Source organism: Pseudomonas sp. TMB3-21 (assembly GCF_054898145.1).
Genome location: NZ_CM142718.1, coordinates 2,853,882 through 2,877,842 on the forward strand (window position 1 = coordinate 2,853,882; position 23,961 = coordinate 2,877,842).

General features: G+C 59.1%; 16 protein-coding genes. 5 read left to right on the plus strand and 11 right to left on the minus strand.

The genetic code is table 11. The annotated features are described in order from the left end of the window. Positions 1–59: 59 nt before the first annotated feature. Together ACYZTS_RS13210 and pobA are read right to left on the minus strand one after the other, a co-directional pair. The gene (locus tag ACYZTS_RS13210; RefSeq protein ID WP_461989713.1) at positions 60–1,577 is read right to left on the minus strand and encodes an MDR family MFS transporter; all 1,518 of its coding nucleotides are present in this window, start codon (positions 1,575–1,577) and stop codon (positions 60–62) included. A gap of 76 nt (positions 1,578–1,653) precedes the next feature. Further along, entirely contained in the window at positions 1,654–2,847 is a 1,194-nt protein-coding gene (pobA, locus tag ACYZTS_RS13215) for a 4-hydroxybenzoate 3-monooxygenase (RefSeq protein WP_461989715.1), read from the minus strand. Between the two features lie 179 nt (positions 2,848–3,026). On the opposite strand from pobA, the gene ACYZTS_RS13220 reads away from it, so the two are divergent. Next, complete coding sequence (locus ACYZTS_RS13220; RefSeq protein ID WP_461989717.1) at positions 3,027–3,923, plus strand: helix-turn-helix domain-containing protein; 897 nt, start codon at positions 3,027–3,029, stop codon at positions 3,921–3,923. A gap of 9 nt (positions 3,924–3,932) precedes the next feature. On the opposite strand, the gene ACYZTS_RS13225 is transcribed toward ACYZTS_RS13220, so the two are convergent. Further along, the gene (locus ACYZTS_RS13225) at positions 3,933–4,109 is read right to left on the minus strand and encodes a hypothetical protein (RefSeq protein ID WP_177326977.1); all 177 of its coding nucleotides are present in this window, start codon (positions 4,107–4,109) and stop codon (positions 3,933–3,935) included. Between the two features lie 518 nt (positions 4,110–4,627). Then, positions 4,628–5,509 carry a LysR substrate-binding domain-containing protein gene (locus ACYZTS_RS13230; protein WP_461989719.1) on the minus strand — a complete coding sequence of 294 codons (882 nt, stop codon included), beginning with the start codon at positions 5,507–5,509 and terminating at the stop codon, positions 4,628–4,630. Between the two features lie 159 nt (positions 5,510–5,668). Here ACYZTS_RS13230 and ACYZTS_RS13235 point away from each other — a divergent pair, with 159 nt between their 5' ends. Then, positions 5,669–7,306: a 5-guanidino-2-oxopentanoate decarboxylase gene (locus tag ACYZTS_RS13235; RefSeq protein ID WP_461989721.1), complete on the plus strand. Its 1,638-nt coding sequence runs from the start codon at positions 5,669–5,671 to the stop codon at positions 7,304–7,306. Then, positions 7,303–8,751, plus strand: coding sequence for an aldehyde dehydrogenase family protein (locus ACYZTS_RS13240; protein WP_461989723.1), 1,449 nt, complete (start codon positions 7,303–7,305; stop codon positions 8,749–8,751). The genes ACYZTS_RS13235 and ACYZTS_RS13240 overlap by 4 nt, the downstream gene beginning before the upstream one ends. A gap of 45 nt (positions 8,752–8,796) precedes the next feature. Here ACYZTS_RS13240 and ACYZTS_RS13245 read toward each other — a convergent pair whose 3' ends face one another. Further along, the gene (locus tag ACYZTS_RS13245; protein WP_028623701.1) at positions 8,797–9,726 is read right to left on the minus strand and encodes an AraC family transcriptional regulator; all 930 of its coding nucleotides are present in this window, start codon (positions 9,724–9,726) and stop codon (positions 8,797–8,799) included. 334 nt (positions 9,727–10,060) lie between these two features. Between ACYZTS_RS13245 and ACYZTS_RS13250 the strand changes: the two genes are divergently transcribed. Next, positions 10,061–10,414, plus strand: a complete 354-nt coding sequence (locus ACYZTS_RS13250; RefSeq protein WP_461989725.1) for a putative quinol monooxygenase — start codon at positions 10,061–10,063, stop codon at positions 10,412–10,414. 40 nt (positions 10,415–10,454) lie between these two features. Beyond that, the gene (locus ACYZTS_RS13255; RefSeq protein WP_461989727.1) at positions 10,455–10,685 is read left to right on the plus strand and encodes a hypothetical protein; all 231 of its coding nucleotides are present in this window, start codon (positions 10,455–10,457) and stop codon (positions 10,683–10,685) included. Here the strand turns inward: ACYZTS_RS13255 and ACYZTS_RS13260 are convergent, their stop codons facing one another. The 6 genes from ACYZTS_RS13260 to ACYZTS_RS13285 form a co-directional block, all read right to left on the minus strand. Continuing rightward, positions 10,686–11,339 (minus strand): flavin reductase family protein, encoded by a 654-nt coding sequence (locus ACYZTS_RS13260; protein ID WP_461989729.1) that lies wholly within the window; start codon positions 11,337–11,339, stop codon positions 10,686–10,688. A gap of 233 nt (positions 11,340–11,572) precedes the next feature. Continuing rightward, a complete protein-coding gene (locus ACYZTS_RS13265; RefSeq protein ID WP_028622857.1) occupies positions 11,573–12,895 on the minus strand; it encodes an MFS transporter in 1,323 nt (440 codons plus the stop codon). 307 nt (positions 12,896–13,202) lie between these two features. Then, positions 13,203–14,528, minus strand: a complete 1,326-nt coding sequence (locus ACYZTS_RS13270; RefSeq protein ID WP_461989732.1) for a sigma-54-dependent transcriptional regulator — start codon at positions 14,526–14,528, stop codon at positions 13,203–13,205. Continuing rightward, positions 14,522–16,285: a sensor histidine kinase gene (locus tag ACYZTS_RS13275; RefSeq protein ID WP_461989734.1), complete on the minus strand. Its 1,764-nt coding sequence runs from the start codon at positions 16,283–16,285 to the stop codon at positions 14,522–14,524. Before ACYZTS_RS13275 ends, ACYZTS_RS13270 begins: the two co-directional genes overlap by 7 nt. Positions 16,286–16,419: 134 nt before the next feature. Continuing rightward, positions 16,420–19,296: an RHS repeat-associated core domain-containing protein gene (locus tag ACYZTS_RS13280; protein WP_461989736.1), complete on the minus strand. Its 2,877-nt coding sequence runs from the start codon at positions 19,294–19,296 to the stop codon at positions 16,420–16,422. Beyond that, on the minus strand, positions 19,278–23,912 hold the full coding sequence (locus tag ACYZTS_RS13285) for a SpvB/TcaC N-terminal domain-containing protein (protein WP_461989738.1): 4,635 nt from the start codon (positions 23,910–23,912) through the stop codon (positions 19,278–19,280). Before ACYZTS_RS13285 ends, ACYZTS_RS13280 begins: the two co-directional genes overlap by 19 nt. Between the last annotated feature and the right edge of the window lie 49 nt (positions 23,913–23,961).

Here is a 23,961-nt window from a genome sequence, read left to right on the forward strand (position 1 = left end):
TTACTGTCTGAAGTACCGCTGTGGCGAGCATGCTCGTAACAGCGGGCAACCCGGCCGATCTACCGAACCTTGTCCTCACGCCCTCGCAGCACATTGTTCGGCATCGCAATCGCTGCCGCCAGGCCCAGCAAGGACACCGCCGCACTGGCCATCAGCAAGTGGCGGAAGGTCAACAACAATTCCGCACGCAAGGCATTTTGCGCATCCCCTGGCGCCGCGTTCAAACCGTCGAGCAAGACATTCCCCGAACTGCCCTCGACCATCAGTGCGGACCCGGCTAATTGGGCGACACTGGAATCCTGCAGCAACGCCAGCAACAGCGCCGACATCAACGCTACACCCACCGCGCCACCGAGCGAGCGGAACAGGTTGGTGGTGCTGGTGGCCACGCCGATGTCCCGTTGCTCGACCGAATTCTGCGTGCCGACCAGAGAGGTCGGGAATTGCATGCCACCGGCGATGCCACTGAGCAACATGAACAGGCTGCTGAGCACCAACGCCTGAGGCGGACTGTATGCCATGCCGACGATGGCGATCGGCATCAGCAGGGCGCCGCATAGAATCATGGGTTTGTAGCGACCAGTTACCGATGTCCGGCGTCCGGCGAAATACGCGCCGATCGGCAATCCCATCGCCAGTGGCAGCAGGTGCAGCGCTGCGCTGTCGGCGCCGTCGCCGGTAACACTCTGAAAGCGCAACGGCATGAGCACGATCAGCGAGATAGCCTGGAAACTGGTGAAAAAGATCGTGCACCAGCACAGCACCGCGCTGCGATTGGCAAACAGATGCATGGGCAGCAGCGGTTCGTGGGTGCGACGCTCATGCCACACGAACAGCGCCAGCACGATCACCGCGCAAACCAGCAGGCCCAGCACTTCGGCGCTGCGCCAGGCATGGCCCTGACCGACTTCGGTAATACCCAGCAACAAGGCAGTCAATCCGATGATCATCAGCAGCGTGCCCAGGTAGTCAATCACCGGTTTGCGCTGCGGCACTGGCAATCCGACCAGCGTGCGATGAGCGACCAACAGGGCGCCAAGGCCTAACGGCAAATTGATCAGGAACACCCAGCGCCACGACAGATACTCGGTCATGTACCCGCCGAGCACCGGCCCTGCGACGCTGGCCACCGCATACATGCTGCTGAAATAGCCCTGATAACGCCCGCGCTCGCGAGGCGGCACGATGTCGCCGATGATCGCCTGGCTGACCGAAATCATCCCGCCCGCGCCGATGCCTTGAAGGATTCGCGCCAGGACCAGTTGCTCCATGCTCTGGGCCATGCCGCAAAACAGGGAGGAGACCGTGAACACCGCCATGCCAAACAGCATCAACTTGCGCCGGCCGTACAAATCGCCGAGTTTGCCGTAGATCGGCACGGCCACGGTCATCGCCACCATGTAACCGGAAATCACCCAGGCCAGCAGGCTGACGTCCTTGAATTGCGCGGAAATAGCCGGCATTGAAACCGCGACAATGGTTTGATCCAGCGCACCCAGAAAAATCGCCAGCATCAGGGCGATCAGTACGCTGCGAATGGCCGGTTTTGGCGTGTCGGGCTGATTGAGAGTGGTCACGATAAAACCTGCGGGCAGTGATTTCCGCAAGGCGAGGCGAGCGGGCAAGTGCCCGCCAGTGTAAGTCGGTAGCAGGCTATTCGATAGCCTCGTATGGGAGTCCGACGTAATTTTCCGCGATGGTTTTTCGACCCGCTTCGGAGTCGACGAAGTAATCCAATTCTGACTCGGCGATGCGTTGGCTGAAACCATCATGATCGTCAAAGCGGTGCAGCATAGAAGTCATCCACCAGGAAAACCGCTCGGCTTTCCAGATCCGGCGCAGGCAGACTTCGGAGTATTTATCGAGCAGATCGACGCGGCCTTCGCGGTAAACCTTCAGCAGAATGTTGAACAGCGTACTGACATCGCTGGCGGCCAGATTCAGCCCCTTGGCGCCTGTCGGCGGGACAATGTGTGCGGCGTCGCCAACCAGAATCATCCGCCCGTACTGCATCGGCTCGACGACGAAACTGCGCAGCGGCGCGATGCTTTTTTCGATCGAAGGACCTGTCACCAGCGCCGCCGCCAGTTCAACGGGCAGACGCATTTTGAGCTCATCCCAAAAACGCTGATCCGACCAGTCCTCGACTTTTTCTCCGCTCGGCACTTGCAGGTAGTACCGGGTGCGGCTTGGCGAACGCATGCTGCACAGGGCAAAGCCGCGTTCGTGACGGGCGTAGACCAGTTCTTCGTTGACCGGTGGCGTGTCGGCCAGAATACCCAGCCAGCCGAACGGATAGACCCTTTCAAACACCTTGAGGCATTCGCTCGGAATCGACTGCCGCGCCACGCCGTGGAAGCCGTCGCAGCCGGCTATGTAATCGCAATCGAGCCGCCAGGTTTCACCATCCTGCTCGAATGTGACGTAGGGCTCAGCGGTTTTCATGCCGTGGGGCTCGACGTTGCTGGCCTGGTAAATCGTCCGCGCACCGGTGTCCCGACGGGCGGCCATCAGGTCGCGGGTGACCTCGGTCTGGCCGTAGATCATGACGTGTTTGCCACCGGTCAAGCCGTGCAGATCGATGTGCACGCGCCGTCCGCCGAGCGCCAGTTCGAAGCCGTTGTGCAGCAAACCTTCGGCATCCATGCGCCGGCCCACACCGGCCTGCCGCAACAGCTCGGTCATGCCTTGTTCCAGCACCCCGGCGCGAATTCGTCCGAGCACATAATCCGGGGTCTGGCGCTCAAGGATGAGGGTGTCAATTCCAGCGTTATGCAGTAATTGACCCAGTAGCAGGGCAGCTGGACCTGCACCGATAATGGCGATTTGAGTTTTCAGCGTTTTCATTGTTTTTATGACTCGCAAGGTCCACGCGCTTAGGTCGATGGATAATTGTTAGGGGTCGAGTGCTTGCATTTTTCCCTTGCGAGTCTGTCAATTGAAGGTGAAAACTGAGCCGATAGCTGTACATTCTGCCAATCGGTGCGATTATCGCCCATCACCTCCCAGAGGCCTGGATTGACGTTATGAACAAGCCTGACCTGCCTTCCATCCCGGTATTCAAGCTGTACGGCGAAAGCCTGGACTGGCCCACCCCGGACTTGTTGCACTGTGAAACCATTTCCGCGCGCAGCCGCGAACACCAATGGGAAATCAAACCCCACCGCCACGCCGACTTGTGCCAGCTGCTCTTCGTATTCAAAGGTCAGGCAGAGCTTGAAATCGAAGGCAAACGTACGCAACTGAGCGAGCCGACGGTGTTGGTGCTGCCGCCGTTGTCGGTGCATGGCTATCGTTTTTCCGAGGATGTGGAAGGGTATGTGGTGACCCTGGCGGCGCCGTTGGTGGCCCATCTTCAGGCGCAGCTGGGCAACTCGGTGAATGCACTGGCTCATGCGCAAAGCTATCCGGCAGGTGTGGACAGTGACTATCTGAACAGCCAGTTTGGCGCCCTGCAGACTGAATACACCGGTCATCAGCCGGCACGCGAGATGCTGATGCATGCGCTGGTCAGTGTGGTTATGGTCTGGGTCAGTCGGCAGGTGATTCAACGTCACAAAGCCAGTCAAAGACCGCAACGGGCGAGGGAATACCTCAACGGTTTTATTCAACTGGTGGAAGAAACCTATCGCCAGCACGTCAAGGTCGAAGACCTCGCGCACCGCTTGGGGATTTCCGTTTCACACCTCAACGGCACGTGCCGTGAACTGGCCGGTCAGCCGGCGCTGCAGATCATGCACGAGCGCCAATTGCTCGAAGCCAAGCGCCTGCTGACCTACACCAGCATGACGATTTATGAAATGTCCGACGTATTGGGGTTTTCCGATCCGACCAACTTCACGCGCCTGTTCCGACGCCGGGTGGGGATTTCGCCCAAGGCCTTCCGTGACCGCCTGAAGGCCGATCAGGAGACTGACATCTGACGCCTTTCGTCAGCGAAGGGCGTTGAGCGTTGCGTTATGGGGAATGCAACGTTCGACGTTACAACTTGCATACTCCCGGGGCAGTTGTCGCAACTGTTCTACTCGCCAGGCTGCGGTGCCATATAGCGCCAGCGTGGCCGCGCAGGTGATGAAGATCGTGAGATACCTTCTTGTTTTGATGTTCATGGCGTAGACCTCTGAACGAATACCCGTGGGTACTGCTTTCAGTTTAGGTCAGCGTATGGGAGTTGCCAGTGGAAGAGGGGTTGCTTCTATGCGGTCATTCAGAACGCTGATGAGCCCCTGTGGGAGCGGGCTTGCTCGCGAAGACGGCCTGATAGGCGACATCAGCAAGGCCGAGCGTTAGCTCGCCTCGCCAGCTTTTGATTTGAGCGCCACCTCGGGAGGCCGAGCGCAGGTTCTGCGCAGTGGGCAACCCGGCATGGATGCCGGGTTAGCTGCCGCCGGCCATGGATGGCCGATGGCAGCGGGCCCACGGAGCAGGACCGGAGCGAGGGCATGGCGAGCATTAGCGAGCCACCGGACGTCAGGGGCAAGAGCACTTGGTTACTTGGTGCTTCTCCAAGTGACTCGCTGTAAAAGCGAAACCAATTTATGCCCTCACCGAAGAAACGGATATGTACACCCTGCGAAATGCTTTGGTCAGTGTGAGGCAAGCCTGCCCGCCCACGGCGATTCAATCCTCACCGCGATTGCGCCTGCTCCACCAGCCACCCCATCAATTCGCGCAACTTCCCTGTAGGCTCAGGCTTCTGCGGAAACACCAGGTAGTACGCCAAACCCGTCCTGACCTTCAAATCAAACGGCATCACCAGCCGTCCGGCGCTCAGGTCGTCGCCGATCAGCGACCAATCGCCGATCGCCACACCGGTACCTTGCGAGGCCATCGACATGGCCAGGTCCAGCGTTTCGAAATGCTGGCCCCGGCTGACATTGCTCAACTGCACATTCGCCATTTTCAGCCATGCATTCCAGTCGCGCTCGTCCCGTGTCGGATGCAATAACAGATGCTGCTGCAAATCCTCGGGTGTGTGCAGCGCCACCGCGCCTTGCAGCAGTGGCTGCGAACACACGGGCGTCAGTTGCTCATCGAACAAATGAAAAGCGGCCAGCGCGGTATCCGGCGGTGGACCGTACACGACCGCCGCGTCGAACTGCTCACGATGAAAGTCCACTCCGTGACTGATCGTATTGGTCAGTTGCACCGGCACATCGGGACGCTCTTTTTGCCATTGCATCAGCCGCGGCAGCAACCAGCGCATCACACAGGTGGGCGCTTTCAGGCGCAGGGTTTCGCGTTTTTCGCCGATCTGCTGCACCGCCTCGTCGATCAGACCGAAGACCTGCTGCACCTGCGGCAGCCATTCACGTCCTTCGGCCGTCAGTTGCAGGCCGCGCGCCTGGCGGATGAACAGCGCGTAACCCAGATGATCCTCCAGGCCGGCGATCTGTCGGCTCACTGCACCTTGGGTGACGTGCAGTTGCTCTGCCGCGCGAGTGAAGTTGCAGCACTGCGCCGTGATCAAAAAAGTGTGCAGCGCTGACAGCGGGGGCAATCGTTTCATGGGGATCCGAGGTATGACGTGACGACATGGCTAGTATGACTTTTTATCCATTGTTGCGGCTACGTGTCGCCCGTTCCAATGAGGCCATTCCCGGACCTGCCGAATCATCATAAACACTGCGCAGGCCCGGCGTCTCAAACGAACAAGAAGGGCAAAGACATGGCGACGTGCGGCGAAGTACTGGTCAAGTTACTCGAAGATTACGGAGTCGAGCAGGTGTTCGGCATTCCTGGTGTGCATACCGTGGAGCTGTATCGCGGGCTCGCCGGTTCGAGCATCAACCACGTTACGCCGCGTCATGAGCAGGGCGCCGGTTTCATGGCCGATGGCTACGCGCGCACCAGCGGCAAACCGGGTGTGTGCTTCATCATCACCGGGCCGGGCATGACCAACATCACCACGGCGATGGGCCAGGCTTACGCCGACTCGATTCCGATGCTGGTGATCTCCAGTGTGCAATCGCGCAGTCAGTTGGGCGGCGGCCGAGGCAAGCTGCATGAGCTGCCGAACCAGAGTGCGCTGGTCGCTGGCGTGTCGGCGTTTTCCCACACCTTGATGTCGGCAGCGGAATTGCCGGGGGTGCTGGCGCGTTCGTTTGCCTTGTTCCAGGCCGGTCGTCCGCGTCCGGTGCACATCGAAATTCCGCTGGACGTGCTGGTTGAAGACGCCGATGACTTGCTCGCCAGTCGGCCGGTGAACATTGACCGCGCCGGTGCTTCGCCCACCGCGATCGGGCGCATGAGCGAACTGCTCGCCACGGCCAAACGCCCGCTGATTCTCGCTGGGGGCGGTGCCATCGATGCGGCTGCCGAGCTGACTGAGCTGGCCGAACTGCTGGACGCCCCGGTGGCCCTGACCATCAACGCCAAAGGCATGCTCGAATCCAACCATCCGTTGCTGATCGGCTCGACCCAGAGCCTGGTCGCCACGCGCGCCCTGGTGGCTGAGGCTGACGTGGTGTTGGCGATCGGCACCGAGCTGGCCGAGACCGATTACGACGTCACTTTCGCGGGCGGTTTCGAGATTCCAGGCGCACTGCTGCGCGTGGACATCGACCCGGACCAGACCGTGCGCAACTACCCGCCGCACGTGGCGCTGGTGGCCGACTCGCGCAACGCCGCCCAGGCCTTGCTGAGTGCGTTGGCGCACACGTCGCTGGCCGAGCGCCGCAACGATTGGGGCCAGGTCCGGGCCGCACGCTTGCGCGACGAACTCGCCGCTACCTGGGACGCTCCGACGCTGGCCCAGACCCGCTTCCTGGAAACCGTGCAGCACGAGCTGCCGAATGCAGTGTTCGTCGGCGATTCGACCCAACCGGTGTACACCGGCAACCTGACGTTCAACCCGCAACGTCCGCGTCGTTGGTTCAACTCGTCCACCGGTTACGGCACCCTCGGTTACGCGTTGCCGGCGGCAATCGGCGCCTGGCTCGGCGGCAGCAGCGACAACGGCGTGCGTCCGCCAGTGGTGTGCCTGATCGGTGATGGCGGCCTGCAATTCACCTTGCCGGAACTGGCCAGCGCTGTCGAAGCGTGCACCCCGGTCATCGTCCTGCTGTGGAATAACCAGGGTTACGAAGAAATCAAAAAGTACATGGTCAACCGCGCCATCGAGCCGGTCGGCGTGGACATCTACACCCCGGACTTCATCGGTGTCGCCAAAGCGCTCGGCTGCGCGGCTGAAGCGGTCGACGGTGTCGAGCAATTGCGCCATGCCCTGCGTAGCGCTGCAGATCGCCAGGGCCCGACGCTGATTGAAATCGACCAAACGCAATGGATGAAGGCGGTGGCGAAATGAGTTTCCCGACGAATCTGCAAGGTCTGTTCATCGATGGCAAATGGTCGGCCGGCAGCGAGCACTTGCGCGTGATCAACCCGGCCACCGAAGCGCTGCTGACGACCGTCAATGGCGGTGATGCCCGCGCTGTCGATCAAGCCGTACACGCCGCGACTGCCGCGTTCGGCGAATGGTCGAAAACCACCGGCGCCGAGCGTGGCGCGGTCCTGCGCAATATCGCGGCGGGCGTGCAGGCCGCTCGCGAACAACTGATGAATCTGCAATCGAGCAACAACGGCAAACCCTTGTTCGAAGCGGCCATTGACGTTGACGACGTGATCGCTACCTTCGAATATTACGCCGGGCTGGCCGAGGCACTGGACGCACAGCAGAACACGGCGGTGCAGTTGCCGAGCGAGAATTTCAGCGCGCGTCTGCGTCGCGAGCCATGCGGTGTGGTCGGGCTGATCGTGCCGTGGAATTTCCCCATGGTGACCACCGCGTGGAAACTCGCTCCGGCGCTGGCGGCCGGTTGCTGCGTGGTGCTCAAGCCTTCCGAAGTGACACCGCTGCCAGAGCTGCAGCTGGCCAGGATCATCGCTGACGCTGGCTTGCCCAACGGCGTGTTCAATCTGGTCTGCGGCACTGGCCTGGCCGTCGGCGCGCCGCTGTCGGCAGACCCGCGCATAGCCAAAATATCCTTCACCGGCAGCAACGCAGTTGGCGTGCAGGTGATGCAACGGGCTGCCGAAAGTGTGAAGGGCGTGAGCCTGGAGCTGGGCGGTAAATCCTCGCTGCTGGTGCTCAAAGACGCCGACATGGAACTGGCCGTGGAAGTGGCCTGTGGCGGTGGTTTCTTCAATGCCGGGCAGATGTGTTCGGCCACCAGCCGGGTGCTGGTCGCTGATGAACTGCTGGACGAATTTCTTGTTCGTTTGAAGACCCGCGCCGAAGCCATCCGCGTGGCCGACCCGTTTGACCCGAACGTGGAAATGGGCGCACTGGTCAATCAGGCGCAATACCAGCGAGTGCTTGGCCACATTGATCGTGGGCTGAGTGCTGGCGCCAGGCTGCTCTGCGGCGGCAATCGTCCGGCCGATCTTTCACGCGGCTACTTTCTGCAGCCAACAGTTTTCACCGACGTGCCCCTGGACAGTGCGTTGTGGTGCGAAGAAATCTTTGGCCCGGTGATCTGCGTGCGCAGTTTTGCATCTGAAGCCGAGGCGATTGCCCTGGCCAACGACAGCCAGTTTGGCCTGGTGGCCAGCGTGGTCACTCGCGACGCTGAAGTTGCAGACCGGGTCGCTAACGCGTTACAGGCGGGGCTTGTGTGGATCAACGCGCCGCAAGTGATCTTCCCGCAGACAGCGTGGGGTGGTTACAAACAGAGCAGCATCGGTCGCGAGTTGGGGCCGTGGGGCTTGCAGGCGTTTCAGGAAATCAAACACGTGATCAGGGCGGTGTAATTTTTTAACGGTCCGGAGGGTTGGCGTGAAAAATAACTCCAGCCCTCAAACCGTTAACCGCAGTCGCGCCAGATCCCGCAACGGTGGTGCGCCAAACAGACGGCTGTACTCGCGACTGAACTGCGACGGGCTTTCATACCCCACCCGATACCCGGCCGCCGCGGCTTCCAGACCTTCAGCCAGCATCAGGCGCCGCGCTTCCTGCAGGCGCAGTTGCTTTTGATATTGCAACGGGCTCATCGCCGTCATCGCCTTGAATCGATGATGCAAAGTCGACACGCTCAGGTTCACTTCCCTCGCCAGATCATCAATACGCAACGGTTGCTCGAAATGGCCGTTGAGCCATTTGATCGCCTGACTGATGCGATGGCTCTGGCTGTTGGCGATAGCGATTTCATACAGCCGATGGCCCTGTGGGCTGCGCAGCAACCGGTAAAGAATCTCCCGGCGAATCAGCGGCGCGAGCATGGCGATGTCTTTCGGCGCATCCAGCAACCGCGCCAGACGCAGCACTGCGTCGAGCATCGCAGTGTCGATTCGCTCGACATACAAGCCACGGCCGGTGGGGCGAGTCGGTACGCCAAGCGGCCCGGCGTCGGCAATCAACGCGGTGATCTCTGCCGCGTCGATGTCCAGCCGTACCGCCAGGATCGGCTCTTCAGAAGTGACATTCACCACACGCCCGCTCAACGGCATCGAGACCGACACCACCAGGTAATGCAACGGGTCGTAGTTGAAGAACTCATCGGCCAGGCGAACCTCTTTACGGCCCTGGGCCATGATGCACAGTGCCGGTTGCGCCAGCACCGAAGCGAAGTCGTGGGATTTGCTGTGCCGCGACATGAACAGCGAGCTGACGCCTGTGGCATAGGTGCCATCGTCCTGAGTGTTGCGGCGGATGATCGCCGCAAGCTCCGCGCGCTGTTTTTCCATGTCGGTGTCCAGCGGAGCTTGAACCTGATCGAGCAGCGACATGCGGGGCATCCTCGGCGTATCAATGGAGTGGGCTGAGCTTATGTTTGTGCAAGGCGTAACGGTAGACGCATTCTGCGAAAAGCTTGCCTGATTCTGCATGGCGCTGATCAATGGACCGACCAAAGCAGCCCATCGGCCGAAATACTTGCTTGAAACGAATGTTTCATAGCGGCGGCTCGGGTTACATGTTGTTACGTATGCTGCGGTGCAGCCGCGCAGGATTGTGCAACAAGCCGGCAGGAATCGACTAACCGCGCCCGCCGGGCCGCGCTTAACCTTGGATCCTGTCGCAGCCCGTCCCTTGGCTGCTGTCGACTACCTGGGAGGGTTGAACATGTCTACGCAGATCCCCGTCAGTCACATGGCCTTCGTTCGTGCTCGCGCCGGGCGCTCGGTGGAACTCGGTGCACGGCTTAGCGCCTTGATCGAGCCGTCGCGCACTGCGCCGGGTTGCCTGAGCTTTTCCCTACAACATTCGCAATGTGACCCGGAGTTATGGCTGGTATCCGGTTTCTGGGTCAATCAACAGGCGATGACGGCTTATTTCAGTACGCCGGCCATGCAGATTTTCGCCGAGCTGGTGCAGGGTATGGTGGTCAATAGTCTGGATTTTCATACCTTCAAGGACGTGTCCGCAGAACAGGCTCGCGGCCAGACCCGGTCGTGGGTACACAAAATGGCGGGTTGAGGGTTTAATGGCTGCATTCTCATTCACCAGGATCCGCGACATGGCACGCAAAGCCTTTGAAACCTTCGAAGCCGTCTCCGCCGTAGTGCCCCGCGAGGGTGGTTACTACGCAGCGATTGCTACCAAAGCCATCGGTGGTACAGGTGCGCCTCGCTTCAACAAACTGCTGGAAGACCAGACTTTTACCACCGCCACCGCAGCGGATGATGCAGCTGCCATACAACTGACCCATCTGAAAGGTGTCAGCGAAGACGGCGAGCTGATCTGGTAATTACTTGCCTGCTCCCGGAACGGCGCCCGGAACGGCGCCCGGACGGAACATCTTGAACAATGCCTCAGGCCCCAGCTGGAAATAATCCGCCGGGCCGCCGCCGCGCAAAATCGGTTCTGCCGCGGCGGTGTCGTACACGCCATCTTTGAGCAGCCATTTGGCGATGTGCACGGCGACCACTTCACCGAGAATCAGCCAGCTCGGCACCACGTTGCCATCGGCACGTTGCAGCTGAATGATCTGCGTGACCTTGCATTCGAACGACACCGGGCTTTCGGCGACCCGTGGCACCTGAATGATTTTCGAAGCGACGGGCGTCAACCCGGACAACTCGAATTCGTTGACCTGCGGCTCGACCATGGCGCAGCTCTGGTTCATTTGCTCGGCCAACGGCCGGGTCGCCAGGTTCCAGGCGAATTCGCCGGTCTGCTCGATGTTGTTCAGGCTGTCTTTGCGCCCGACGCTGGAGAAGCCGATGATCGGCGGAATGTAGTTGAAGGCGTTGAAGAAGCTGTAGGGCGCGAGGTTCAGGCGACCCTCGGCATCCTGGGACGAAATCCAGCCGATGGGACGCGGGCCGACAATCGCATTGAACGGGTCGTGCGGCAGGCCGTGGCCGTTGGCGGGTTCGTAGAAGTGGATGTCGTCGGGCATGAGCAATTCCTGAGCTGTATTCTGAATGCGCCAATAGTGCAAGGACGATCACTTTATTTCCAGTCGACGCTATCCCTGTAGGAGCCGGCTTGCTGGCGATGGTGTGTCAGCCAACACCATCGTCGCTGACACACCATCGCCAGCAAGCCGGCTCCTACAGGGGATTATGTTTGTTCAATGAAAAAGGGGCAGACCCGCCAAGATCTGCCCCTTTCCATATCGCCTCAGCGAACTCAGTCGGTCTCGATCCGCGAATGTTTGCGTGTGTCTTTCATGGTGATGTACACCAGCAGCGACACGGCAATGCACGCGGTGACATACCAGTAGTAGCCGGTTTCCATGCCGATGCTCTTGAACCACAGTGCGATGTATTCAGCGGTACCGCCGAAGATCGATACGGTCAATGCGTAGGGCAGGCCGACGCCCAGTGCGCGGATTTCGGTCGGGAACAGTTCGGCTTTGACCACCGCGTTGATCGAGGTGTAGCCGCTGACGATAATCAGTGCGGCCATGATCAGGAAGAACGCACCCCACCATGTTTCGATCGTGTGCAAGGTGGTCAGGATTGGCACTGTGAACAAAGTGCCGAGAACGCCGAAGGCGATCAGGATCGGCCGACGACCGATTTTATCCGACAGGCCGCCAATCAGCGGTTGCAGGCACATGAACAGAAACAGGGTGGCCGCAGAAATGGTGGTGGAGTCGGAAATGCTCATGCCGACGGTGTTCACCAGGTATTTCTGCATGTACGTGGTGTAGGTGTAGAACGCCAGAGTGCCGCCCATGGTCAGGCCGACCACGGTCATCAGTTCCTTCGGATGGCGCATCAAGGTGCGCATGGCGCTTTCTTTCTTTTCCTTCTGCACTTTGTTGAAGGATTCGGTTTCTTCCATACCACGACGCAAGTACAACGCGACCACGGCACACAGCGCGCCGATGGCGAACGGAATGCGCCAGCCCCACGCGTACAGTTCTTCGGTGGTGAGGATGTTCTGCAATACGATCAATACGCCCAGCGCGATGAGCTGGCCGGAGATCAGGGTCACGTACTGGAAGCTGGAGAAGAAGCCGCGACGCTCTTTGGTCGCCATTTCGCTGAGGTAAGTGGCCGAGGTGCCGTATTCGCCACCGACCGACAGGCCTTGCAGCAAACGGGCGAAAATCAACAGGATCGGTGCGCCGATGCCGATGGTTTCATAACCCGGGCTCAGGGCGATCAGCAGCGAGCCGAAGCACATCAGATAGACCGATGCCATCAGCGCTTTTTTGCGACCGGCACGGTCGGCGTAGAGGCCCATCAGCCAGCCACCGATTGGACGCATCAGGAAGCCGACCGCGAAAATCGCGGCGGTGTTCAGCAGTTGTGCGGTGGTGTCGCCTTTAGGGAAAAAGGCTTTGGCGAAGTACAGGGAGAAGGCGGCATAAACATACCAGTCATACCACTCGACCATGTTGCCGACCGAGCCGCTGAAGATCGATTTGATCCGGCTGGCGGTGGTTCTTTCTTTGGCCGGCACGGCAGCCGACCCCAGGGGCAGGGTGTTGGAGTTATCCATTGAAGGATCCTTCGTTTAATTGTTTTTGTGGAGCGCGATAAAACGCAGCCTGCGTGGGCTATAGCAGGAGCTGTGCCAAAGGCGAGAAGGCTGGTTTAGAGGGGGCAAGGGGATGGCTTGAGCGGAAATCCGCTTATTTTTCAGTGCGCGTGAGCGGAAAATCGCTTATCGATTCCAGGGTTTTGTTGCCTGGCCTGCCTCATCGCGAGCAGGCTCGCTCCCACAATGGGCCAGTGTTCGCAATTCAAATGTGGGAGCGAGCCTGCTCGCGATGAGGCCAGATCAAGCGCCATAAAATTCAGCTGATTTACACAAACATCTCGCGACTCAGCCCATGCCGCTGCATCTTTTCATTGAAGGTGCGGCGCGGCAGTTGCAACTCTTCAAGCACCGCTTTCACATCGCCTTTATGCCGGGTGAGCGCTGCACGCAGGCAGTGCGCTTCGAACGCTTCCTGCTGCGCCGCCAGCGATTGGCCGGGGTCGATGCCCGCCGGTACCGGCTCATCCAGCCCCAGTACCTGGCGCTCGGCGACATTCGCCAGTTCACGCACATTGCCTGGCCAATCGTGACTCAACAAATGGCTCAGCTGCGGCCCGCTCAACGGCGGTAATGTGCGACCCAGACGCTGCGCAGCCTTGTAGGCAAACGCCTCGAACAACAGCGGAATATCCTCGCGACGATCACGCAACGGTGGCAAGCGCAATTCTGCGACGTTCAAGCGATAGGCCAGGTCCTCGCGAAAACGACCGGCTCGCGCTTCGTCGAGCAAGTCCGGTTTGGTCGCGGCAATGATCCGCAAGTCCACGTGGATGCTCTGATTCGATCCCAACCGCTCCAGCTTCTGCTCCTGCAACACGCGCAGCAACTTCACCTGCTGCGCCAGCGGCATGCTTTCGATTTCATCCAGAAACAGCGTGCCGCCATCCGCGTATTCCAGCTTGCCGATCCGTTTACCCTGAGCGCCGGTAAACGCGCCGCTCTCGTGGCCGAACAGCTCGGCCTCGAACAACTGCTCGGGAATCGCCGCGCAGTTGAGCGCCACGAACGGCTTGTCGGCACGCGGCCCGAAGTCGTGCAGGCAGCGCGCGACCAGTTCCTTGCCGCTGCCGGTTTCGCCACGGATCAGCACGTTCACCGGCAGGGCCGCGAGGTCCAGCACTTGCCGGCGCAACGTCTGCAAACCACGGGACACGCCAAGCAAAGTCGAGTCGAGTCTGGCGCGGTTGTCGGCCTGCTCATGCAGCGCGCGGTTTTCCAGGACCAGCCGGCGCTTGTCCAATGCCCGCCGCAAGCTGCCGAGCAGGGTTTCCGGGCTGAACGGTTTCTCCAGAAAGTCGTAGGCGCCGTCTCGCATCGCGTCCACCGCCATCGGCACATCGCCATGGCCGGTCAGCAGAATCACCGGCAAATCAGCATCGCGGCGCTGCACTTCGGCGAGCAGTTCCAACCCGCTCATGCCGGGCATGCGCACGTCGCTGAGGATCACTCCGGGGAAATGACTGGGCAACTGCGCCAGGCATTCATCGGCGCGACTGAACAGCTGCACTTCAAAACCCGACAGGCTCAGCCACTGTTCGACGGCGCTGCGGATGCTGCTTTCGTCATCGACCACCATCACTGAGTTCAACATGCGGTTTGAGTCTCCGGATCGATGGGCAGGGTGAGCGTGAACAGCGCGCCGTTGTCGCGATTGTCAGCGCTCAGGCGGCCGCCGGACTCGTGCACGATGGCGAAGGATACGGCCAGACCGATGCCCAGACCATCGCCCACCGGTTTGGTGGTAAAAAAGGGATCAAACACTTTTGGCAGATGTTCTTCAGCGATGCCACCGCCATTGTCGGCCACCGTCAGGCGCCACGACTGTTCGTCGGCTTCGAGGCGAATTTCCAGGCGCTTGCAGGGTTTGTCGCGCATCGCATCGAGGGCATTACGCAGCAGGTTGATCAGGACCTGTTCCAGGCGAATCGCATCGCCACGCACCCAGGCCGGACGCGTCAGATGCAGCACCGTGCTGACCTGTTCATCACGCAAGCGAGCGTCGAGCAGCTCCAGCGACTGATCGACCACTGCCGCCAGATCCAGGCGTTCGCGCAAGCCGCTCGGGCTTTTGCGCGCGAAGGTTTTCAGGTGACCGGTGAGGGCGGCCATGCGCGTCAGCATCTCGTCTACCGGTTTCAACGCGTTGTAGGCATCGTCGACGCGGCCGTGATCGAGCAGCAACCGCAGCGTCGCCAGCTGCATGCGCTGCGCAGTCAGTGGTTGATTGATTTCATGGGCGAGGGCTGCGGACATCTGCCCAAGCGCCGCGAGCTTGGCCGATTGCACCAGACCGTCCTGCGCTGTGCGCAAGTCACGAGTACGTTCTTCCACCAGTTGTTCGAGTTCCTCACGACTGCGCTGGCGCATTTTTGCCAGACGCCAGCGCTGGTTGAGGAACAGCAACAAAAACACCAGCGCCAGCCATGACCCGGCGGCGGCGAGTGCAGCATTGCGAATGTCTTCGAAGGCGATTTGCGGCCGACGCAGCAAGTGCAGCGTCCAGCCTTCGGCGGCCAGTGGCGCTGATTCCCAGAGGTAATCGGCGCTACCGTCCGGGCCTTCGACCCGCGCCAGATCACTGTTGTCGTCGAAGCGCCGCAGCGATTCGAACTTCAGGGGCGTCAGGGTTTGCTTGTCATACTGGCGAGTGGCTTTAAGTTCAGCGTGATCACTGTCGCTCAACGGTTTCAACAGCCGGTAGCGCCAACCTGGCTGATTGGCGATAAAGATGATCCCGCGTGCGTCGCTGACCAGTAACGTGTCGCTGCCCTGACGCCATTCGCGTTCCAATTCCGGAAACTCCAGTTTGACCACCATGGCGCCGAGAAAGCGACCATCGTCGGCAATCACTGCACTGGAGAGGAAGTACCCGGGAATCCCGCTGGTCACGCCAACGGCGTAAAAACGCCCGGTGCCCTGGGTTCGGGTCTGGCTGAAATAGGGACGGAAACCGTAGTTGTGACCGACGTAACTGCTGGGCAACCGCCAGTTGCTCGCCGCGATGGCCAGACCCGTGCGATCAAGCAGCTCCAAGGTCGAAGAAGCGGCCGCGCCGTTGATTTTCTCCAGTTTGCGATTCAATGCGTCTTGCTGATCGGCTGTTAACGGACCGTTGAGCGCCGAGCGCAATTCCGGGTCCAGGGCAAGCACGGCGGGGAGGGCGCGATAGCGTTCGATCAGGGTGTGCAGCGAAGTGGCATACAAGCCTAATTGCTGACTGGCGCGAGCGGCATCTTCCACCAGCGCCTGTCGCTCGGCGTGGCGGATTGCCCACGTAGCAGTGAGGGCAGCGCCGGCGAGTATCAGTAAACAGTACAGCGCAATGCGCAAGAATCTGGAGGTCGGCATGCTGGGAAAAACAGGCGAGGACAGGTGCGCACCATATCATGCCAGACACGTATTCGAGTCATAATCCCGTGCTCAACGCGGCATACTATTTAACTCATCGCTAAATCAATAGTTAGCGGTTAGATCTGGATTTTCTATTTCCAGGAATTTAAGTTGCCCGGTTTTATAATTTTGCCCAGTGGCATTTTTTCACGTGAGGCGTATAGGAAACTCGATTCTGCTCGGGTTAATCGTCTGTTCGGATTACGGAGTTGGCCTAAATACATGCCATGAAATTTTGAGAGCGTCTCGCTAGTGGATGGGACCTGTCGTTTGATGACATCGGTCAGCACGCCCGGGCCGACCATGGACGCCATAATGCCCATCCTTTTTTCGGAATTCAGAATTTCGTCGCCGATATATCTTTGATTGTCCTTGGAATAGGTTCCAGATTCGACTACGGCGTTATACCGCTGCACCATTTCCGTCATGACCTCGCCCAGGATCGGGTTTCCAGGGTGGGCGGCAAACGAACTGTTGTTTATTTTGACAGAATCAATTGAATTTTGGTTTTCCCATGGCACAAGCATGGGGGGGAGTGTCAGTAACTCGTCCGGACCCGCCATCAGTGGCTCTTCACCTAATCCGAAGCGTGTTTTCAGGTAAACATCATCGACATCGGAGTACATTCCTCCGTTCTCATCTACGATAAAAACCCTCAATACATCCGCAGCAAAGGCAAAATTCCTGGATTGCCCCGCCCTGAAATCTTCATAAACTGTCGCCAGCGGGGTCTTCTGAAAGTTGTCGAAAAGAGCGCTGTCACTCCTTAAATGAATGGTGTCTTCGATCCTCAATTCTTCTATTGTGTTCTGGTAGGGGCCTTCGGCATCAGCGTCTAGATAAAGGTGTACCTTGTATCCGGCGGCTTGTTCAACAGTATTGTTAATGTTACTGATGTGCGGTTTCAAGGTGTCGACGTCTTTGCCTATCCATATCATATGGATATCCTTATTTATCGGCGTCTTCTCCAGTCCCCTCGAATCTGTGTAAGCGATTGGATTATTCCCCACCATTTTATATAAATTGAGCCCGTCGATATTCCCTGCAGGGTCCGGACTGATCCAGCGACCCAGCCACGGTGCGAGGTATCTGGCACCGTAATAATAAAGTCCGCAAAGATCCTGCTCCTTGCCCGAATACCTGATGGTCTTGTAATCGGCATCCACTTTCGAGCGGGCCGTCCACCACGCTGTTCCTCCGTAGGGGTAATAACCCTCGTGGCTGATCACTCGAGCGTGCACATCGGTTTCAAGACTGGAAGACGCCAGATGATCATCGATGCTGTAACGCACCTGATCGGCATCGATATCGTCCGGCTTGCCCTTGATCCAATGCAGACAACGAACGCTGCCACGAGGAAGGGCTACACAGATGACTTGCAAGTCTTCACCGTCGTCAACGGTGCGCATTTCCATGCCGGGTAAATAACGGACGACAGAGGTATGAGTCACGGAGCTGGCCAGTCGGGTGCTGAACCTGACCACCCGTGCGCCACTCGCGTTATAGCGAAACCATTCACCATCATCAGTTGCCGTCGGGCGCTGGACGGTGATCACGCTGTGCAACTGGTTACGTGCAGTCCAGGTCATCGGCTGAGCACCTGGAACCAGGCGTTGCAAGTTGCCATTGGCGTCGAAGTCGCGTTGGATGTCCGGCTCTTGCTCCCCCTCTTTCCACGGCAGCGCGCGGTTGCTTTGCGCATCCACATGCATCAACAGGTTAAACGGATGGGTGCTGCTGACATGACGCAGCTGCGTCCGGTTGCCGTCCGGGTCGTACTCGTAGTGTTCTGTGTAGTTGAGCAACCGTTCAGGGTCAACGGGGCTCGGGAAAAACAGCTCAGGCAATCCGGGTGCCTGCCCCGCACCGGCAGTTTCACGGCCGCTGGCACGGGTGAGTTGGGACAGGCTGTCGTAGGCATAAGTGTTTTGTGCAGCGACACGTTGATTGAAGAAACAGGCGTCGGACAGCGTGTGGTCCAGGAGTCGGACCATGTTGCCTACCGGGTCGTATTCATAACTTGAATCTTGCAGCCGGCGCTCACTTGACGTAGTGGAGGTCAAGCGTATCAATCGGCCAGTCGTTGGTTCGTACACGGCTGTGCTGATGACATCGTTGCCGCTTCTCTGGGCCAGCAACTGGCCTTGCGCATTATAGATTGCATCTTTCAAAAGGGGTTGCGAAGTCCGGGATTCAAGGGCCAGATCAATGTGCTGCAGTTGTCCGGCACGATCGAAGCTAAAGCGTTGATGATGACCACCCGCATCGATCTGCGCCAGAACTTCGCCCCACGGACTGAAATGCCGCACGGTTGTATACCCGGTACCGGGCTGCAGCAGTGCGTCTCGATCGGCTTCACCCTCAGGCCAGTTGGCCTGAAACTCCGCGTGGTCCGGCAAAAAACGTTGCGCTTGCCGGATCAATCCGCCGCTAACGCTGTTCTGCAAAAACCACGCTGCGCCGCTCGTATCATCATGACGAATTAACTGCCCGCATTGATTACGCTCGGCAAACTCGACTGCGTTATCGGCATAAGTCAGGCGCTCAATTGTGCTCAAAGAGGCATTGACCGGGTGTTCATGGATCGCGAAAAGCCGCCGTTGTGAGTCGTAGTCGTGCAGCCAATGGCTGCCTCGACCGTCCCAGGACTCCTGCACCCCAGCGTCTGCGCCGGATAAAACCAGGCGCCAGCCGGCATCGACGCTGTCGGTCAACAACGCCGCCCCCGCAAGGCTAAACACCGTCGTCAGGTTGGGGTGCGATGTCTCGGCCAGAAAGCGCGGGTCCCGTTGCACTATCAAACGCCCGACGGCGTCATGCTGCCGGGCGGTGGTACGGGGTTCGGGGATACCGCCACTGTTATCCCTTCGCCAGTACGCCACGTGACGGACGGGCAAACCACGGTTGTCGATGACAGCAACGTGTGGCGTATGTGCATGGACGTGAGAGATCAATGCAGCGTTGTCCACGGATTGCGTTTTTTGATTTCTTTGGGCGGGTCGGACAAGTCGTTTTCATCGTAGGCGATGGTGTACCAGCCGCGGTATTGCAGTTCACGGCGCAGGTTCTTCATTTCCGGTGGCTCGCCTTGGAGCATTTTCTTCGCCAGTACGGTGTGCGTCGGCCGGCCAGCGGCGTCGTAAGACTGTTTGTCGTGAAAAGCGCTTTCCCGTAACGAGTCATCGTTGATGCGACGAAATTGATCCGCGAAGTACGGCCGGTAGACGCGCACCTTCTCGCCTTTGTTGTTGTACTCGACCGGCTCACTGACCCGCCAGCGCCGCGCGGCTTCGGCTTCTTCAGGCGTGCCGTCGGATTTCAGTGCAAGCGTACCGTCGGGCTTCACGATCCAGGCCTTGCCGGGTTCGACTTCCTGCTTGGTTTGCAGCACGCGGCCGAAGCCGTCCTGATGGATGATGGCGATGCGAATCTGCAATTCCGGGTCTCCCGGATAACGGTCAGCCTGCAAGGTCGCAACGTGGACGGGTTCCCGGTGCGCGGCTGCTATGTATTGCTTAAGAAACGCTTCATTCGGGCTCGGGTTTTCGAGCTGCAAGACATGCTGGCGTGCGCGATCACAGAGGTGGCCGCTGGGCAGCACAAAGCCTTCTGTTTGCGCCCATTCCAGCCAGGCATTGCCTGGTGGTTCTTCTTGCGGCAATTGCCCCATCCAGCTGAACGCATCGCTGAACATGGCCATGGCGAAGTTTCCGATGGCTTTCTTCGGGTCGTTAATCGCACTCGCCGGGCTGCGATCATCGGGCCGAACGTAGTCGGACAGTGGGTCAAAACCGACCGGCTCACCCAGTTCGGTGCCGTAAAAACTGCTGACCACCACCTCGCCAAAGGCGTTGTACCGCGCTTCTTGAGTATTCTGGTTCGGGTCGACAATGGTCGCGGGCAAGAACGTGCAGTAATCGGTGTTAGACGTGCGGGTAATGCATCCATCCGGCAATTCGATCGCCGTGTGCAGGCACCAGTAGGCGTCGTAACTGACTTTGGTGATGCCGTGGCTGCGGGTCTGCTGGAAGTGATCGACATTGTAGAAACTTTGCTCGCCGAGGTAGGCAGGAAAGCCACGGCGCACTAGCCACAAGTGATCTTTAGCCTCGGGCGGGTTCGCCACCGGGATGGGGCCTGTCTCGGGCAGGAACCAGTCCATGGTGTCGTAACCCACGGACACCAGTTTTTCGTACAGATTGAAAGGCATTTCGCCCTGATCATCCTTGAGTTTGTCGTAAGCGCACAAGGCCTTCGCGTCAAGCTCGGCAATCTCCACGTAACCGGGGAGGGCGTGGACAGTGGCGGTGCCTTTTTCCATCGTCTCCCCGGTTGCCGGGTCGACATAGAACTGCATGGACATGCCGGCAAGGTCCCAACCGTCTGCCCAATCGCCGTCTTCCTGGCTCAGCTCTACGAAACGTTCATGATGGATGTCAGCCATCGTAAGCTTTGCTTTTTCCTCTTTTCGCGCGTTGTTGCGGTCTCGATACGGCAGCCCGAGCCGGTAGGGCATGCCGAATTTCCAGCCCTCTGCGGAATTGATGTGAATAAATTCGGCCCTGGATTCAGTCAAATACCAACACTGTTGCTGTTCATCGTGAGCATCCATCCAATAGCGGTTCTCGTGCACGTCATCGAAGGGCGGATTGTCCGCTGTCTTGCGCCGGGGGTAGTACACCTTGAAGGCATGGAGGGCGGTGCCAAAGCGGTCAAACTTTACATTGATCGTGTGTTCACAACGGGGATCGTCCGGCATCTGCGGCTCGTACTGGTAGCTGATCGATTCCAGTGCCAGGGGTTGCAACACGGTATAAGCGTCGTGGTCACCCTTGGCGCGGAGTATGCGAACCATCGAGCGATGTTCTGCTACAGCGTAAGGCACAAGTGGATCATCGAAAGCGAATACTTCACTGCGTAGGGTGGAACCGCTGAGTGCCCGGGCGATTTCGCGAGTGGTGTTTTCGTCGAGTGAGTCAAGCGTCTCCGACGCGTTATCTGCAGCGTGAAAACGCTCTACCAGAGTGGGTTTCAGCGGCACAGCCTGTGCGTCTGCAGCGTAGTGACCGTCCCTCGGCGGATCTATGGATTTACCTGTGTGATACCAGGTTTTGCTCAGGATCGGTGCCGTGAAGCCAACGCTTGCCCGCGCTGCGGCGCTGGTTTCGGTGTCCGTCTGTATCGTTAGACCAAAACCGCCGACTTCGCGTTCGAAGGTGTTGTAATACGCGTCGCGATAGCTGATGTGCTGAGTCAGGATATTGCCGGTGATTTCGTCTTTTTGCGTTTGACGTTTGACCAGGTGCATCGCGAATGGCAAACCGGATTCAACGACCTTGCCCGGCTGTTCGGCTTGCTCATCGAGAAACTCCTGAGCCGAGCTGCGATAGTCGATAAAGCTGAGTGCGCCCATGTTGTTGTTGCTGCGGTTGAGCAGATACGGTTTGGCGCTGATGAAATCGTAGCGCCAGTGTCGCGGTGACCTGTGCGGCACGGTCAATACCACGCTGGTGCATCCCAGCCCCAGCAAGTCAGCAGTGGTCACCTGGCACAGGCGGTCATAGCGCACGCCTTCGGGCCATGGCAGATCAATCGACACCTCGGCGAAACCTTTGCCGCAGTGGTTCATGAACACGCGCATCCGGTCCGATTCCAGATAAATCAGGTCGGTGGCGCCGGAACCATCGAGGTCAGCCAGCAGGACTTGCGAAGCATTGAATTGCTGGTAAGGAAATTCCGGTGTCTGCAGCACGATCCGTTTGCCGAACCGTCCATGACCCAGGTTCGGCCAGCACTCCAGGCTGTTGTGGCGCAGGCGAAACAAGTGTTGCCGGCCGCTGCCCAACACATCACTGAAACCCACTATTTCGGTTTCCAGGTTGCCCGACAGTGGCAAGGCATCGTTTTCATCATGCGGCACGTCTCGACCGGCGCTGAAGCCGTTGTCGTCGCCCAGATTGGTGTACAGGCGCACGCTGTTGCTGCCGATCATGGCGACATCAGGGCGACCGTCGCCGATCAGGTCTGTCACTTGCGCCTGAGGATGAAAATACTCCAGCGGAAAGGCTTTGTAGGGCACGAATGTCGACCATTGCCGGTCCGGGTGCATCGTGAAAAAACCGTTGAAATTCGGCGAGTGCACGCCCCATTCCAGCCTACCGTCACCGTTCAGGTCGGCAAGCGTCTGCCGCAGCGGTTTGCTGCTATCGGCAACGGGAATGTAGGGCAATATTTTCATGTCACCATAGCGCACATCATCATCACCGCCGCTGTCGGCGCGCAAGGGTTCGCGGTAGGACCAGGCCTTGTCGTAGGGGCAAAAAATCCCGGGCATGCCTTTGCCATACAAGTCGACCAGTTGATAACGCTGACCGTCATTCAAACCGGGCATTTGAGGGAAGCTGCTCCAGCCCGGGTGAGGCTTGTCGAGGCCGAACGGCGCGTAGTTGAACTCCATCGGCGGCCGACTCTCCACTTTGCCCTGAGCGTCGAAAGCCTGCAGGTGGGCGGCGGTCAGATGGTTGTAATCCAGAGAACTGGTCGTGTGGTTGAGCAGCAGTCGCTGGACCAGTTTCGGCGCGTCGCCAAGCTCGGCCTTGAAGTGATGAAACATCAGCACCTGGCGGCACAGGCGGCGAGTGCCCAGTTCGAACCCATAGTCGTAATTCCAGAAGGGGTCGCTGCGCTCGAGCCAATCGCCGTATTGATCCGCGTCCTGCAAATAGGAAAAACCATAGGCCGGTGTTTGCGTCAGATCGTGGCTGCGTTCGCCATAGTCGAAAAGCAGGTGAAAATGGAAATCCTGATCCTTCCAGCCCTCGGCGTCCCACGAATACAGGGTCGAGCTTGCCACGGCGTTTCCGTACAGCACCCGATGCAGATGGCGCTGGGCGCGGTAGTCGCGAAAGTCCGGCGCGAGTGGCTCTTCGGTCTCGGCCTTGTATTCATACACGATGTGCTCACCGCGCACCGAAACGGTCTCGTCCAGCAGCCATACGCCGACGCGTTCTGGCTCCAGCGGCTTGTCTTCGTCGCGCGGCTCGGCCCGGCGCGACGCCAGCGTCTTGCCGTACATGTGGATACTGCCGTCGGCGGTGTGGATCAGCCAGAATCCCGCAGCATCGGTCTCGCTGAGCCATCGCTCGATGCGTGCAAAGCCACCCTCGACCCGCGGCTGGTAGCGGACCTTCTGATAGATGGTCTCTCCCATCGTTTCTGGCGTTTTGACCAGTTCGCCTTTTGCATCCAGCTCCGGCATCCAGGTTTCACCGTCCGGACCGACGACCAGATCCTTGCGCGGGTCATAAACGGGAACACCCTTGCTTGTGCGCAAGGTGATGGCGTTGACCGTCAAATGCCAACCGATGCCGAACGTGCTGTTGCCGACGTGACTGCTGTAACCGAGCGACAGTGCAGGGACGAGGTCTCTGTTAGGTGCCTTGGTGATCGGGATATTCAATTGGTACGAGGCAGCACCGGACGCACCCATCGCCCCCCAACCACCAAAACTGGCAATGGCTCCGCCAATTTTGGGTTGGGCTGGCGCTGCAATATTGATCGTGCCTTTTTGATCTTCCGTGGCCATTTGCTTTCCCACCTGACAAGTCGCACAAGTGCAATCAAGCTATCAGCGG